This window comes from Roseovarius sp. D0-M9, assembly GCF_037083805.1.
GTDB lineage: Bacteria > Pseudomonadota > Alphaproteobacteria > Rhodobacterales > Rhodobacteraceae > Roseovarius.
Genome location: NZ_JBAPKZ010000034.1, coordinates 18943 through 33830, shown reverse-complemented (window position 1 = coordinate 33830; position 14888 = coordinate 18943). Strand labels below are relative to the sequence as shown.

General features: G+C 62.4%; 15 protein-coding genes and 1 tRNA gene. 9 read left to right on the top strand and 7 right to left on the bottom strand.

All coding sequences use genetic code 11. The annotated features are described in order from the left end of the window. Window positions 1–78 precede the first annotated feature (78 nt). Both V8352_RS17730 and V8352_RS17725 read right to left on the bottom strand, forming a co-directional pair. A complete protein-coding gene (locus V8352_RS17730; protein ID WP_336425625.1) occupies window positions 79–447 on the bottom strand; it encodes a hypothetical protein in 369 nt (122 codons plus the stop codon). A 793-nt stretch (window positions 448–1240) separates the two neighbouring features. Then, a tRNA-Ile gene (locus V8352_RS17725) sits at window positions 1241–1317 on the bottom strand. Between the two features lie 105 nt (window positions 1318–1422). Here V8352_RS17725 and purM point away from each other — a divergent pair. From purM to rnd, 3 genes are all read left to right on the top strand, one after another. Then, window positions 1423–2469, top strand: a complete 1047-nt coding sequence (purM, locus tag V8352_RS17720; protein ID WP_336425624.1) for a phosphoribosylformylglycinamidine cyclo-ligase — start codon at window positions 1423–1425, stop codon at window positions 2467–2469. After that, window positions 2466–3059: a phosphoribosylglycinamide formyltransferase gene (purN, locus tag V8352_RS17715; protein ID WP_336425623.1), complete on the top strand. Its 594-nt coding sequence runs from the start codon at window positions 2466–2468 to the stop codon at window positions 3057–3059. Before purM ends, purN begins: the two co-directional genes overlap by 4 nt. Window positions 3060–3159: 100 nt before the next feature. Continuing rightward, on the top strand, window positions 3160–4317 hold the full coding sequence (rnd, locus tag V8352_RS17710; RefSeq protein ID WP_336425629.1) for a ribonuclease D: 1158 nt from the start codon (window positions 3160–3162) through the stop codon (window positions 4315–4317). Between the two features lie 43 nt (window positions 4318–4360). Here the strand turns inward: rnd and V8352_RS17705 are convergent, their stop codons facing one another. Next, a complete protein-coding gene (locus V8352_RS17705) occupies window positions 4361–4879 on the bottom strand; it encodes a hypothetical protein (RefSeq protein ID WP_336425622.1) in 519 nt (172 codons plus the stop codon). Between the two features lie 193 nt (window positions 4880–5072). Here V8352_RS17705 and V8352_RS17700 point away from each other — a divergent pair, with 193 nt between their 5' ends. After that, window positions 5073–5492 carry a SufE family protein gene (locus V8352_RS17700; protein ID WP_336425621.1) on the top strand — a complete coding sequence of 140 codons (420 nt, stop codon included), beginning with the start codon at window positions 5073–5075 and terminating at the stop codon, window positions 5490–5492. 181 nt (window positions 5493–5673) lie between these two features. Here V8352_RS17700 and purL read toward each other — a convergent pair whose 3' ends face one another. Together purL and mazG are read right to left on the bottom strand one after the other, a co-directional pair. Beyond that, entirely contained in the window at window positions 5674–7839 is a 2166-nt protein-coding gene (gene purL, locus V8352_RS17695) for a phosphoribosylformylglycinamidine synthase subunit PurL (protein ID WP_336425620.1), read from the bottom strand. A 236-nt stretch (window positions 7840–8075) separates the two neighbouring features. Beyond that, window positions 8076–8930 (bottom strand): nucleoside triphosphate pyrophosphohydrolase, encoded by an 855-nt coding sequence (gene mazG, locus V8352_RS17690; RefSeq protein ID WP_336425619.1) that lies wholly within the window; start codon window positions 8928–8930, stop codon window positions 8076–8078. An 84-nt stretch (window positions 8931–9014) separates the two neighbouring features. On the opposite strand from mazG, the gene speB reads away from it, so the two are divergent. Together speB and V8352_RS17680 are read left to right on the top strand one after the other, a co-directional pair. After that, the gene (speB, locus tag V8352_RS17685; protein WP_336425618.1) at window positions 9015–9986 is read left to right on the top strand and encodes an agmatinase; all 972 of its coding nucleotides are present in this window, start codon (window positions 9015–9017) and stop codon (window positions 9984–9986) included. A gap of 47 nt (window positions 9987–10033) precedes the next feature. After that, complete coding sequence (locus V8352_RS17680) at window positions 10034–10441, top strand: DUF1499 domain-containing protein (RefSeq protein ID WP_336425617.1); 408 nt, start codon at window positions 10034–10036, stop codon at window positions 10439–10441. Here V8352_RS17680 and V8352_RS17675 read toward each other — a convergent pair. Then, a complete protein-coding gene (locus V8352_RS17675) occupies window positions 10379–10675 on the bottom strand; it encodes a hypothetical protein (RefSeq protein WP_336425616.1) in 297 nt (98 codons plus the stop codon). The genes V8352_RS17680 and V8352_RS17675 overlap by 63 nt on opposite strands. Window positions 10676–10737: 62 nt before the next feature. On the opposite strand from V8352_RS17675, the gene prfA reads away from it, so the two are divergent. The 3 genes from prfA (at window position 10738) to V8352_RS17660 (ending at window position 13595) form a co-directional block, all read left to right on the top strand. Beyond that, a complete protein-coding gene (gene prfA, locus V8352_RS17670; protein ID WP_336425615.1) occupies window positions 10738–11799 on the top strand; it encodes a peptide chain release factor 1 in 1062 nt (353 codons plus the stop codon). After that, window positions 11796–12638: a peptide chain release factor N(5)-glutamine methyltransferase gene (gene prmC / locus V8352_RS17665; protein ID WP_336425614.1), complete on the top strand. Its 843-nt coding sequence runs from the start codon at window positions 11796–11798 to the stop codon at window positions 12636–12638. Before prfA ends, prmC begins: the two co-directional genes overlap by 4 nt. Before the next feature lie 243 nt (window positions 12639–12881). Then, on the top strand, window positions 12882–13595 hold the full coding sequence (locus V8352_RS17660; protein ID WP_336425613.1) for a DUF4167 domain-containing protein: 714 nt from the start codon (window positions 12882–12884) through the stop codon (window positions 13593–13595). Window positions 13596–13892: 297 nt separating this feature from the next. Here V8352_RS17660 and V8352_RS17655 read toward each other — a convergent pair whose 3' ends face one another. Next, window positions 13893–14798: a LysR family transcriptional regulator gene (locus tag V8352_RS17655; RefSeq protein WP_336425612.1), complete on the bottom strand. Its 906-nt coding sequence runs from the start codon at window positions 14796–14798 to the stop codon at window positions 13893–13895. Between the last annotated feature and the right edge of the window lie 90 nt (window positions 14799–14888).

Below are 14888 nucleotides of genomic sequence, written 5' to 3'. Positions count from 1 at the left end.
GATGGCTGAGGTCTCCGCGTCGGACGCGCCTACCGAAGGCACGAAATATGGGAGCGGCTCAAGCACCGGTGCGCCCGACTACCCACACGGAACGAGAAGGGACCGTTTTAGCAGCGCATCGAGTCTTTCTGACAACAAACAGCACGTATCAACGAAAGCCGAGGAAGGATCGATTAGCGCAAAAAGCCCGCTCTCGATCCGGTTTGGATCGCCGACATGCTCCAGAGTCAGCAATCGATGGAAGTCCACCAGCTGGCTTCTTTGTGCGCGAGTCAGCCGACGCGCGTGGCGCAAAGCTTCGCATAGCAGAAAAACACGCGCACTGGCTGCTGGACCGCCCAGCTTTTCTGCTGCCTTGGCCAAAGCAGTTCCATGGTCGCGGAAAAATTCGCGCACAAGGTCCAGCTTTGAGCAAGGCAACGTGGTAAAGGTTTGGTAGTAGGTCATAGGTTTCATCCCGTGGTGTCGCTGCCCCAAAGTGGCAGCTTCAAGATGCCCGTTTCCTCCTTTCACAAAGGCGATTTGGCCAAGCCCCCAGTAGCAGCAGTTGGTCGTGGGTCTGGCTAATGTTTATCTTCATTGAGATCCGTTGCACCGGAGCTTCCTGGTCTGCGCGGCCTCACAAAAAGGCCCGCTCAGACCAGGAAATCAGGTGAAGCCGGTAGGCGCTTTCCTCCACCTTTCTCTCAACAGATCTCTTGCAGAAATACTGTTTGCTGCCTGACTTTTTTTGCCGTTCCTCTTTTTTTCAACGCGGGTGGTGCAGCTGGCTTTCGTGAGCAGCAGATGTTGTTTCGGCCAGCCATGTATTTTTCTTCAGCAGGTTTTTTTTTGAAGGGCGCGGGTGAGCCCGCTGATCTAACTATGTTCTTTTGCGGAAATAATTCTTCTTGAATTTCTGAGGCCGAGACATGTCCAGAAATTGATGCGTAGCCGAGAAGTCCGGTGCAGAATATTGAGCTGCGCAAATTTTCTTAGGATTTTTTTCATATACAATCGCACGAATTCCACACGGCTATGGGGCTGCGACCATAGAGCGGAGCGAACGAACCAATGTCTGTCAAAAACCGATGAAGTCTGTCAAAAACCGATGAAATGTCCTAACCTTGTTCTCGCAAGTCACGACCTGCCCAATCGTGGATTCGTCGCCAGAAGAGTGCGATGTAGGCGCTAAAACCAAAACGTGGTTCAATGAACCTTTTTGGTGCTTCGGCGCTTTCGGCTAAGTCACTGAAAACTATGGTAGGCCCGGCAGGACTTGAACCCGCAACCAAAGCGTTATGAGCGCTCTGCTCTAACCAGTTGAGCTACAGGCCCGCCATGTCGCATTTCCTACGCAGGGCGGGCGGCCGCGTCAAGGCTTTGAGATTGCGCTGGATGCCGCTATGGGCTAGGCCCGCGCGTAAATCCTAGGAGAGCCCCATGACTGATCCAAAGACTGGTGTGAGCTATGCCGATGCCGGCGTCGATATCGATGCGGGCAATGCCCTGGTCGAGCGGATCAAGCCTGCGGCCAAGCGTACCGCGCGGCCGGGCGTGATGTCGGGCCTTGGCGGGTTTGGTGCGCTCTTCGATCTCAGGGCGTCGGGCTATGATGATCCGGTTCTTGTCGCGGCCACCGACGGGGTCGGCACCAAGCTGCGCATTGCCATCGACACCGGCCACGTGGACGGTGTGGGCATCGACCTCGTTGCCATGTGCGTCAATGATCTTGTCTGCCAGGGGGCCGAGCCGCTGTTCTTTCTGGACTATTTCGCGACGGGCAAGCTTGAGACCGAGAAGGCCGCGCGCATTATCGAAGGGATTGCCGAGGGCTGCGCGCGCTCGGGTGCGGCCCTGATCGGGGGCGAGACGGCCGAGATGCCGGGCATGTATCCTGCGGGCGATTTCGATCTGGCGGGCTTTGCAGTGGGCGCGATGGAGCGGGGCACGGCCCTGCCGGAGGGCGTTCAGGAGGGGGATGTTCTGCTGGGCCTCGCCTCGGACGGGGTGCATTCCAACGGCTACAGCCTCGTGCGCAAGCTGGTCGAAATGTCGGGTCTGGGCTGGCAGGCTGATTGCCCTTGGCAGGAGGGAACATTGGGCGGCGTCCTTCTGACGCCGACACGGCTTTATGTGAAATCCGCGCTGGCGGCGATCCGGGCAGGCGGGGTGCATGCGCTGGCGCATATCACCGGCGGCGGGCTTACCGAGAATTTGCCGCGCGTTCTGCCCGAGGATCTGGGCGCCGATATCGACCTTGGTGCATGGGGGCTTCCGGGTGTCTTTGGCTGGCTGCGCGAGACCGGCGGCATGGACGAGGCCGAATTGCTCAAGACGTTCAACTGCGGCATCGGCATGATCGTCGCGGTAGATGCGGCGCGTGCCGATGCGCTGGCCGAGCTTCTGGCCGAGCAGGGTGAGACCGTTCATCGCCTCGGGCATGTAACGCGCGGGTCCGGCATCCGCTATGCAGGCGCGCTTGCGTGAGCAAACGCGTCGCGATCCTACTGTCCGGCGGCGGCTCCAACATGGTGGCGCTGGTCGATAGCATGACGGGCGACCACCCGGCGCGGCCCGCTTTGGTGCTGTCGAACCGGGCGGATGCCGGCGGGCTGCAAAAGGCCGCTGAGCGCGGCATTGCGACCGAGGTGGTCGATCATCGTCCCCATGGTGAGGATCGCGCGGGGTTCGAGGCGTCGCTGCACAGCGCGATCATGGCCCACCGGCCCGACATCATTTGCCTTGCCGGTTTCATGCGCGTGCTGACCGAGGGGTTTGTCAGCCGCTGGCAGGGACGGATGATCAATATCCACCCATCGCTTTTGCCCAAGTATCGCGGCCTGCACACCCATCGCCGCGCCTTGGAGGCGGGCGAGGCCGAGGCGGGCTGCACCGTCCATGAGGTGACGGCAGCGCTTGATGATGGCCCGCTCCTCGGCCAAGCGCGCGTGCCGGTCGCCCCGCAGGATACCGAGGCCGCGCTGGCCGCCCGTGTCCTTGAGGCCGAGCATCGCCTCTATCCGGCGGTGCTGCGCCGTTTTGCCGCCGGGGACCGCACACCACTTTATCTGCCCTGAGCGCCGCCACCGGCGCGGTGCTAAGCCAAACCCGTTTCAATTTGCGCCAATCCGGCCTATAGCGGCGCAAGAGATATCAGCGAAAGAAGCCGTTCCCTTGATCCAGACCATCACCGAGACCGAAGAGCTGGCCGAATACTGCGCCCGCGCCGCCCAGCATCCCTATGTCACAGTCGACACCGAATTCCTGCGCGAGCGCACCTATTACTCCAAGCTGTGTCTTGTGCAGTTGGCCTATCCGGGCGAGGGGGATGAAACGGCGGTGCTGGTCGATCCTCTGGCTGACGGCCTGTCGCTCGAGCCGCTTTATGCCCTCTTTCGCGACGAGAGCACGGTCAAGGTTTTTCACGCGGCGCGCCAGGATCTTGAGATTTTCTACGTCGATGCGGGGATCATCCCGACGCCGCTCTTCGACAGCCAGGTGGCGGCCATGGTCTGCGGCTTTGGCGAGCAGGCCGGATATGAGACGCTGGTCAAGCGGATCGCCAAGGCGCAGGTCGACAAATCTTCGCGCTTTACTGATTGGTCGCGCCGCCCGCTGAGTGATGCGCAAAAGAAGTATGCGCTGGCTGATGTGACGCACCTGCGCGACATCTATGAGTTCCTCGCACGCGAGTTGGAAAAGACTGGGCGCGACAAATGGGTGGCCGAGGAGTTGGCGGTGCTGACCACGCCCGACACCTATATCACGCGCCCCGAAGATGCGTGGCAGCGCATCAAGACGCGCAATACGGGTGGCAAATACCTGTCCATCGTGCGCGAGTTGGCGCGCTTTCGCGAAAGTTACGCTCAGGCTCGCGATATCCCGCGCAGCCGGGTTTACAAGGACGACGCGCTGGTCGAATTGGCCGCGACCAAGCCCGCGAACCTTCAGGATCTGGGCCGCTCACGCCTGCTCTTGCGCGAGGCGCGCAAGGGCGAGATTGCGGACGGCATCCTCAAGGCGGTCGCCGATGGTCTTGCGACGCCGCCCGACAATCAACCACAGCCCGATCTCAGCCGCGAGCGTCTTCAGGTCAACCCGGCCATCGCGGATCTTCTGCGCGTTCTGCTCAAGGGCGTTGCGGATCGCGAGGGTGTCGCGTCCAAACTGATCGCGACAGCCTCTGATCTCGATGCGATCGCGGCGGGCCAGCGCGATGCGCCTGCGCTCAGCGGATGGCGCCGGGACGTCTTTGGTGCCGAGGCGCTGCGCCTTTGCGCGGGCCAGATCGCGCTGCGCGTGAATGGCAGCACGATCGAGACGGTCGCGCTCTGAAAGCTGGTGCGCCAATCTGCAAGGGTGCGGGTATCCGGCGATATCAGCGCCGCGAGGCGGCGCTGTTGGTCTGGCCCAAGACACGGATTTCACTGGTCTCTTCCAGCGTCTGAGTCGAGATGAAGGCGCCTGCGCTGACGCGGCGCGTCTGCTCGGGCCCTTGGGGCGTGTCCGCGCGCTGCACGGCGCGCATCGTGTAGGTCAGAACGCCGCCCACCGGCTCGCCCTTGTTCTCCGGTGAAAGGCGCACGTCGTACGCCCCCTGGCGCAGCGACAGACCCGTGGCCTTTACGATCGCTCCGCCGGACGAGCGCTCGATCACGACGCCTTCGACGGCATAAATGGGAGTGCCTTGATAGGTCTCTTCGTCGGATTTGCGCTGAAAGATGCTGTCGCGTGCTTCGGGAATGAGCGGATTGACGGTGGCGTCTGCGGAGGCGGCAACTGGCGTGGTGCGGCTCTGGCCGAACCAGTTCGCCGGGTTCACGCGCGAATCGCGCAGCCCTGAACAGCCGGCCAGCGTCAGGCCGGAAATCGTCACGAGGGTCACCAGGCTGCGCATCGGCAATCGTCCTTGTCAAAGGGTCTGAAACTCGCGCGACCCTAGCAGCCCGGCACTTGCGAGCGCAAGCGGTCGAGTGCGCCCGCGTGCAAGCGCGCGGCGCTGGGGGCATCCATTCTGAATCTCCGCGCAGACTGGACGTTTGCGCCTGATGCCCCTACCTCATGATCAACTGAACTGGAAGGAGCGGACCATGGCCCAGCCGGCATTCGAAGAGATCGTCGAGGATTTCGAATTCCTTGAGGATTGGGAAGACCGTTATCGCCATGTCATCGAGGCTGGCAAGGCGATGGACCCGCTGGATGATGCGCTCAAGGTGCCGGCTACCCGCGTCGAAGGCTGCGCCAGCCAGGTGTGGCTGCATCCGCAGATCGAAGGGGACAAGTTCCGCTTTGACGGCGACAGCGATGCGCTGATCGTGCGCGGCCTTATTGCCGTGCTGCGCGCGCTCTACAACGGTGTGCCGGTAAACGAAGTCCCCCGCGTCGATGCGGGCGGCGAGCTGGCGCGCCTCGGCCTTACCGATCACCTTTCGGCACAACGCTCGAATGGACTTAGGGCAATGATCGAGCGGATTCGGGCCGTATCCGCCGAAGCATCGCGCGCGGAGTAAAGCGTTGTGGCAGAAGACCTGGATGCCCACTTTTGGCAAAGCCCAGTGCATAAAAAGCCCAGTGCATAATATGAAACGCACGGCGCCTTAGCGGCCGGACTTGAGTATTTATGGAACAATGAAAGCCGGGGCGCGCGTCCCGGCTTCATCTTGGCAAAAATACTCAAAGACAAGCGTTCTATCAGGCGAACCGCTCGGCAAAGCTGGAGCGGAAAAGCTGTGAAAGCTCTTCAAGTGGCGCTTTGCTGCTTCCGAAGCGCACCGTGTCACCGGTGAATTTGCCGACGCTGGTCACCGTGACGCTGGCTTTCATGGCTTCGGTCATCAAGGCTTCGGCCTGATCGAAGTTGCAGGCAACGAGGTAGCGCGCCTGATCCTCGCCAAAGAGAGCTCCGCTGTCATCCTGGGTCAGGTGAACGCCCACGCCTGCGGCTTCGGCCATCTCGAACGCGGCGAGCGCCAGCCCGCCATCCGAGAGGTCGGTGCACGCAGTGATGAGGCTGTGGTTGGCGCGGATGAAATCACCATTGCGGCGCTCGGCCTCCAGATCGACCGGGGGTGCATCCCCCTCCACCCGGTGAAAGACTTCGGCCAGAAGCGCAGACTGGCCCAGATGTCCGTATGTTTCCCCGACGACCAACGCCACATGGCCCTCACGCGCACGCCCCGTGATGGCGAGGCTTTCGTGCGCGATCAGGCCGACCGCGCCGATGGTGGGCGTGGGCAGAATCGCCGTGCCGTCGGTCTCGTTGTAGAGTGACACGTTTCCCGAGACGATTGGCATGTCGAGCGCCGCCACGGCGGCGCCGATCCCTTTTATCGCACCGACGAGTTGGCCCATGATCGCCGGTTTTTCGGGGTTGCCGAAATTGAGGTTGTCGGTGCTGGCCAGCGGCGTCGCACCCAGCGCGGTGAGGTTGCGATACGCCTCGGCCACAGCCTGCATGCCGCCCATCTCGGGGTTAGCCTGCACGTAGCGGGGCGTGACATCGGACGTGAAGGCCAGAAGCTTGTCGGTGCCATGCACCCGGATCAGGCCGCCGCCAAGACCGGGGCCGCGCACCGTATCGGCCATGACCATCGTATCGTACTGTTCGTACACCCACTCGCGGCTACAGTAGTTTGGCGATCCGATGAGCGCGCGCAGCGCGTCGATCGGGTCGACCTGCGGCACCGAGGCGGCATCCAGCGGGGTGGCGGCGGGCGTTTTCTCCCATGGGCGGTCGTATTCGGGCGCCGTGCCGGACAAGGCAGCAAGGGGCAGATCCGCCTTGACCTCGTTGTTGTGCATGATGAGGAAGCGGTCTTCGCCGATGGTCTCGCCCACGATGGCGAAGTCCAGATCCCATTTTTCGAACACCGCGCGCGCTTCGGCCTCGAGCGATGGCTCGAGCACCATCAGCATGCGCTCCTGGCTCTCGCTCAGCATCATTTCATAGGCGGTCATCTCGGTCTCGCGCTGCGGCACGGCCTCAAGGTTGAGGCGCACACCAAGGCCGCCCTTGTCGCCCATTTCGACGGCCGAGCAAGTGAGGCCCGCAGCACCCATGTCCTGGATCGAGATCACGGCGCCTGTTGCCATCAGCTCGAGCGTGGCTTCCATGAGGCGCTTTTCCGTGAATGGGTCGCCAACCTGAACGGTGGGGCGCTTTTCCTCGATCGTTTCGTCGAACTCGGCCGAGGCCATGGTTGCGCCGCCGACGCCGTCGCGGCCTGTCTTGGCCCCCAGATAGACCACCGGGCGGCCGACGCCCGAGGCGGCGGAATAGAAAATCTTGTCGGTCTCGGCGAGGCCAGCGGCAAAGGCGTTGACGAGGCAATTGCCGTTGTAGGCTGGATCAAAGCGCAGCTCGCCGCCAACGGTGGGCACGCCGAAGGCATTGCCGTAGCCACCGATGCCCTCGACCACGCCATGCACAAGCTGGCGCGTCTTGGGGTGCGACGGCGCGCCAAAGCTGAGCGAGTTCATGGCCGCGATCGGCCGCGCGCCCATGGTGAAGACGTCGCGCAGGATGCCGCCCACGCCCGTTGCCGCGCCCTGGTAGGGCTCGATGTAGGAGGGGTGGTTGTGGCTCTCCATCTTGAAGACCACGCATTGGCCGTCACCGATGTCGACGATGCCTGCGTTCTCGCCCGGCCCGCAGATCACCTGGGGGCCCTTTGTGGGCAAGGTGCGCAGCCATTTTTTGGAGGATTTATAGCTGCAATGCTCGTTCCACATCGCCGAGAAGATGCCCAGTTCGGTAAAGGTCGGCTCGCGGCCGATGATCTCGAGAATGCGGTCATACTCGTCCGGCTTGAGCCCGTGCGCGGCGATCAGATCAGGGGTGATATCCGGCTCGGTCATGGGGCGATGTTCCTTTGGTCTGGTTGGATACGAGGATTTGCGGCCTGTTTATGCGATTGCGCGCTGGGGGGGAAGGGGCAGCCCATCAGCATGTGGGCGCGCGCGGACTGCCGGGAAACGTGGATGATTGCGGTCAGACCCGCACCGAGTGGGTTGCCGTGTCATCGGCTGCGCGTCCTTGTGCCGCGCTCCCACGGTTGCAGGGCTGCCCGAGGTGCGACGTGCTCGAAGCTTGATTAATCGCCCGGCTTTGCCGCGCGGGCGGCGCGCGCCTTTTCTTCGGCCTTGGCGCGATTCCAGAGGGTGTCCATCTCGGCCAGATCACTGTCCTGGGGCGTCCTGCCGTCCTCGGCCAGGAGCGCTTCGATCCGCTCGAACCTTCTTGTGAACTTGGCATTGGCGCGGCGCAGGGCGACCTCGGGGTCGATCTTCATATGTCGTGCGAGGTTGGCCATGACGAACATGAGGTCGCCGAATTCCTCTTCTGTATGCGCGGCATCCGCGCTGGCATGCGCTTCGGCGAGTTCGGCGATTTCCTCGCCGATCTTGTCCAGAACGCCTGCCATATCCGGCCAGTCAAAGCCGACGCGCGAGGCGCGCTTTTGCAGCTTGACCGCGCGCATGAGTGCGGGAAGGCCGAGCGCCACGCCGCCCAATGTGCCAGCGGGCTTGCCATCTGTGGTGCTGCCTGCGCGCTCGACGGCCTTGATCGTCTCCCAATCACGGGTTTGCTGGGCGGCGCTCTTGTCGCGGCTTTCCTCGCCAAAGACATGCGGATGGCGCGCGACCATCTTGTCCGAGATCGCGTTTGCCACGTCGTCAAAATCGAACAGGCCCTTGTCCTGGGCAATCTGAGCGTGAAAGATGACCTGCAACAAGAGATCGCCCAGTTCGCCCGTCAGGTCGGACCAATCGGCGCGCTCGATCGCGTCGGCCACCTCATAGGCCTCCTCTACCGTATAGGGCGCGATTGACGCGAAGTCCTGTTCGATATCCCAGGGGCAGCCGGTCTGGGGGTCGCGCAGGGCGCCCATGATGGCGCGCAGGCGCGGCAGGCCGCCTTTGGCATCGTGGATCAGGCTTTCGGTCATTGACGTCTCCCTCGCGTGGACTTGCATCCGGCAGGGTTTGTCATACAGGGTGCGGCAAACACGTAAAAGCGAAAGGCGAGACGGATGGGACTGGAAGACGCAAGCAGCACGGTTGATGAGGCGTTCACGCGCTCGGATAATCGTGGCCTCAGCTTCGAGAACACCTTTGGCGGTGCGACCTCGTTCCTGCGGCGGCGCTATACCAAGGATCTGGCAGGCGTCGATATCGCGGTGACCGGTGTGCCCTTTGACCAGGCGGTGACCAATCGCACCGGAACGCGCCTTGGCCCCCGCGCGATCCGCGAGGCGAGCGCGCTCCAGACCGCCGATGCACCCTATGGATGGGGCTATAATCCGATGGAGGCGCTGAACATCGTCGATTACGGCGATGTGGCCTTCGACTATGCTATGGTCCCCGAGTTTCCAGGGCTTTTGACCCTGCATATCAAGGGGATCCTCGACGCAGGGGCGGCGAGTGTCGTCTTGGGCGGGGATCACTACATCAGCTTTCCCATTCTCAAGGCCTATGCCGAGAAGTTTGGCCCGATGTCCCTGTTGCAGTTCGATGCGCACACGGACACCTGGCAGGACGATAACTACGAGCGGATCGATCATGGCACGATGTTCTACAAGGCGATCAAGCTGGGGCTGATCGATCCGGCCAAATCGGTGCAGGTCGGTATCCGAACGACGGTGCCCGACCCGATGGGCGTGAACATCATCGATGCGCGCGAGGTGCATGAAGGCGGCACGGCAGCGGCCGTTGCCAAGATCAAGGATATTCTGGGCGATACGCCGGTCTACCTCAGCTTTGACATCGATGCGCTGGATCCGGCCTATGCGCCCGGCACCGGCACGCCCGTCTGGGGCGGGCTGACAAGCGCGCAGGTGTCGATCATGATGCGTGATCTGGCGGGCATCAATTTGAAGGGCGGCGATATTGTCGAGGTCTCGCCGCCCTTTGACACTACCGGCGCGACGGCGATTGCGGGGGCGCATGTGGCGACCAATATCATCTGTCTACTGGGGTGGAAGGATCATGGCAGCGGCGCCTAAGGCATCCGGTGCCATGAGTATTTTTGGAACAATGAAAGGACAGGCGCGTGAAATGGATCGGCTTGGGCCTGTTGCTGGTCATCCTTGCGCTGCTTGCGCTTCTGGCGTGGATCAGGCTGGCGCCTGACGATGTGGTGCGGTGGCATGTGCTGCCGGACACTGTCGAGGATCGGGATCTGGCGGGCGGTGTGATGCGCCGCGTTCCCGGCGATTTGGCGGCGCTGGATGCGATCATCCGGGCCGAGCCGCGCACGCGGGTTCTGGCGGGATCGGTCGAGGCGGGCATGGTGAGCTATGTCACGCGCTCGCGTGTTTTCGGATTTCCCGACTACACCACGGTGGCGCAGCGCGGCGATATGCTGTTGGTCCATGCACGGCTGCGCTATGGCGCGTCAGATATGGGCGTCAACAAGGCCCGCGTGGAGCGTTGGCTCGCTGCTCTGCGGCAGGGATGAGCTGAGGCAACCATCGGAGATCTTGCGCCACATCGGCACGTTCAGCGACATCTGGCACTGCGCCATGAAGCTCTTGCCGTCGACATTGAGGCACGTCATCTCGCCCATTTCGACACGGGCGCCGGATTTGTCGGTGCAATAGCAGTCGATCGTCTTGGTGCCCATGCTGCCATCGGCCAGCGCCGGGATGGCGGCTGGAAGGCACAGGGTGGCGAGGATCATGAGCGTGCGCATGATCCCATCATACCACGCGGTCGCGTCTTGACCAAAGGATTTGGATGGAGGACATGGGAGCCATGGTTCCACGCGACAGATTAGAGCAGATCGTCCAGCGCTTCGAGTTTCTCGAGGCCAAGATGTCTGCGGGAATGTCTGCGGGTGGCGGGGACATCGCCGCGCTGGGCCGCGAATACGCAGAGCTGCGCCCGGTGGTCGAGGAAATCCGTCTCTACAAGGCGCTGATGGATGAGACCGAGGCCGCCCGCGCCATGCTGGACGATCCCGAGATGCGTGCGCTGGCCCAGGATGAGCTGGAAGAGCTGGAGGCGCGCCTGCCGGGCGTCGAGGCGGCGCTGCAACTGAGCCTGCTGCCGCGCGACGAGGCCGATGTACGCCCGGCGATGATCGAGATCCGGCCCGGCACGGGGGGCGAGGAGGCCGCGCTTTTTGCGGGCGATCTGTTGAAGATGTATCAGCGCTATGCCGAGGCGCGGGGCTGGAGCCTCGATATCGTCGAGATGAGCCAGACCGAGCTGGGCGGCATCAAGGAGGTGGTCGCGCATATCAAGGGCAACCACGTCTTTGCGCGGCTCAAGTTCGAGAGTGGTGTCCACCGCGTTCAGCGTGTTCCCGAAACCGAGAGCGGCGGGCGCATCCATACCAGCGCCGCAACCGTGGCGGTCCTGCCGGAGGCGGAGGATGTGGACATCAAGATCGACGCGAATGATCTGCGCATCGACACCATGCGCAGTTCGGGCGCGGGTGGCCAGCATGTGAACACCACCGATTCGGCGGTGCGCATCACGCATATTCCCAGCGGGATCGTGGTGACCAGTAGCGAAAAATCGCAGCACCGCAATCGCGAGATCGCCATGCAGGTGCTGAAAACGCGGCTTTATGATGCGGAGCGGCAGCGTGTGGATAGCGCGCGGAGCGCGACGCGGGCGGCGCAAGTGGGGAGCGGCGATCGCAGTGAGCGCATCCGCACCTACAACTTTCCGCAAGGGCGCATGACCGATCACAGGATCAACCTGACGCTATACAAGCTGGATCAGGTCATGCAGGGGGATCTGGACGAGCTTATTGACGCGCTGACGGCAGATCATCAGGCGCAGATGCTGGCCGAGATGGGCGCGTGACGGCATCTGAGGGTGCGACGATCGGGCTGGCGATCCGGCACCTTGCGATGCTGTTGGAGCGTGCGGGAATCGACGCGCCCTTGCGCGAGTCGCGGCTGATCGCGGCGCATGTTCTTCAACTCCCGCCGGCGCGTTTGACGCTGTCCGAGCATGAGCCAATGGGCGACGCCATGATGGCTGCGCTGCTGAGCGCTGCGGCGCCCCGACTGGAGCGGCGCCCCCTGTCGCATATCCTGGGACGGCGCGCGTTCTTCAAGAATGAATTTATCGTCAATTCCGATGTGCTTGATCCGCGCCCCGAAACCGAGGCGTTGGTCCTTGCGGCCTTGGCACCGCCTTGGAGCACCGTTTTGGATCTGGGCACGGGGTCGGGTGCGATTCTGTTGTCGCTCTTGGCGGAACGGCGCGGCGCGCGGGGCATGGGCACGGATCTGTCGCCCGCCGCCCTACGGGTTGCCGAGGCCAATGCCGAGCGGCTGGAGGTGAGCGCGCGTGCCACATTCGGGCTGTCGGACTGGTTCAGCGCCGTCACCGGGCGCTTTGATCTGATCGTCAGCAATCCGCCCTATATTGCCGAGGCCGAGATGGCAGGCCTTGCGCCCGAGCTGTCGTTCGAGCCGCGCATGGCACTAACGGATGGGGCCGACGGGTTGGGCGCGTATCGGGCTATCTGCGCGGGTGCGCGCGCGCATCTGGTGCCGGGCGGCTGGCTGATGATGGAAATCGGTTGGCGGCAGTCAGAAGCCGTCACCGCCTTGGCCGCGGAGGCCGGGTTGCGCGATGTCAGCGTGCTGCCCGACCTTGACGGGCGCGACCGCATTGTGACCACGCGGGCGTGACGAACGGGCCACTTCTGCGCAATTATCCGCAGTTTTGGCGAATAATCGCGCTTTTATGTTGCTTTCCTCTTGTGTGCAGCGCCTTGCCGTGATTACTGGAAACGTCGACGCGGTGGATATCCTGACGATGGGTGGTCCCGCGCGACGCCAAGCCAACATAGCCGAGCCCGGTTTCATGCATGTGCGCATAGGGCGCCTCTCGGGTTTACCACGGTTCAAGAAACAAGGCTGGACACCAGACATATGAGATCATCGAAGTCACGTTCGCGCAATAAGTCGAACAGAAACCGCCCCAATTCGGTCGGCAACGTCGTCAACCGCGTGTTCGACAGCTCTGGCCCCGAGGGCAAGGTGCGCGGCACACCGCAGCAGATCATCGAAAAATACAACCAGCTCGCGCGTGATGCGCAGTTGTCGAATGATCGCGTGGCCGCAGAGAACTTTCAGCAGCATGCCGAGCATTACCTGCGCCTTCTGGGCGAGGCCCAGAAGGAACTGGACGCCAAGCGCGATCAGGATGCCAAGCGCGAGCAGCAAGAGCGCGAAAACCGCGAACGCCAGGCCGAGCGTGACCGCGAGCGCGCTCAGCAGAACGAGCGCAGCGATGGTGGCAATGGCGCGCAATCCGATCAGGTCGATCATCGTGACAACCGCGATTCCAAAGAGCCTCGCGAGGACGCGCAGCCCCAGGAGGGCGAGGGTGACAGCACGCTGGTCGAGACCCCCGAGAACAAATCTACGCCCCGGCGCGCACCGCGCAAGCCGCGTGCGAAACCGGGCGGCAATGGCCAGGAGGGGCAACCCTCGGGCGGCGATCAGGGCCAGTCTGGCAGCAGTGAAGAAGCTTCTGGCGACGCACCGCGCCCCAAACAGCGCCGTGCGCGCAAGCCCAAGGCCGATCAAGAGGCCAGCGCGCAGGGCGACACGGCAAGCCCGACCGATACGGCAGCCGAATAACACAGACCTTGTAACCAGATAGCGATAAACCGGACGCAGCAGATATGCAGCGTTCGGTTTTTTCATGCTGTCGGGATGTATCTGCTGATCACCTGCTTTGGCGGGCCAAGCTACTGCGGGCCAAAAAAAAGGCCGAGCACTAAGCTCGGCCATAGTCCAACAGGGAGGTATGACGGGCGCACCATATCGGCGCTACCGTCAAAGCAGCACTTAGTAGCTGTTCCGGGCTGGATCAAGAAAAATAGCTAAATCCTTTGGCATGGCCGCTATGCGCGGAATGCATAGCATGCCAGTTTCCTAGCTAATTTTTTGTTCTTTAACGTTTTTTCGGTACGCAAAGATCTCTTGCTGAACGAAGTCTCGGAAGGCCGCAATGCGCTGGGAATGGCGCAGTTCCTCGGGGTAGGCCAGAAAGACCGGCACCTCGACTGATTCTACCTCAGGTAGAACCCGGACCAGGTTGGGAAAATCATAGGTCAGGTAGTCGGGCAGGACGCCGATGCCCAGATTGTTGATCACCGCCTGAAGCACGCCGAAGTAGTTATTGACCGTCAGCATCGAGGCAATGTCGTTGGTCACCAGCTCCTTGACGAGGTAAGTCGCGGCGCTGACCTGCGCCGAATTGACGTTCTGGCAAATCAGACGATGTTCGGACAGGTCATCGACGCTTTGGGGGGGCGCTGTCTTGGCCAGGTACTCGGGCGATGCGTAAAGGCCCATGTGAACGCCCATCAGCCGCTTGCGGATAAGATCTGCCTGGCTTGGCTCCTTCATGCGGATGGCGACGTCGGCCTCGCGCATGGGCAGGTCCAAGACGCGCTCTTCCAGCATCAGGTCGATCTTGAGATCGGGATATTTCTCGTAGAGCTTGGCGAGTCGCGGGGCGAGCCAAAGCGTGCCGAACCCGATGGTGGTGGTCACGCGCAATTCGCCAAAGACCTCATCTTCGCTGTCGCGGATGCGCGCGGTCGCCGCATCGAGGCGTTTGAGCATCGCGCGCGTTGCGTCGAACAGCAACTCGCCCTGTTCGGTCAGGATCAGCCCGCGCGCATGGCGATGAAAGAGCGTGGCGTTCAGCGCCTCCTCCAGCGAGCGAATCTGGCGTGAGACAGCCGACTGAGACAGATGCAGAAGATCACCGGCATGCGTGAGGCTGCCGGCGTCGGCCACGGCGTGAAAAATCCTCAGCTTGTCCCAATCCATCGCACCGGCCCCATTTGTCTGTGTTGTGCCACAGCCTTAGCAAAGAATTGACCTTCCTGCATAGGACCATTGCGTCCAATGCAATGGTTT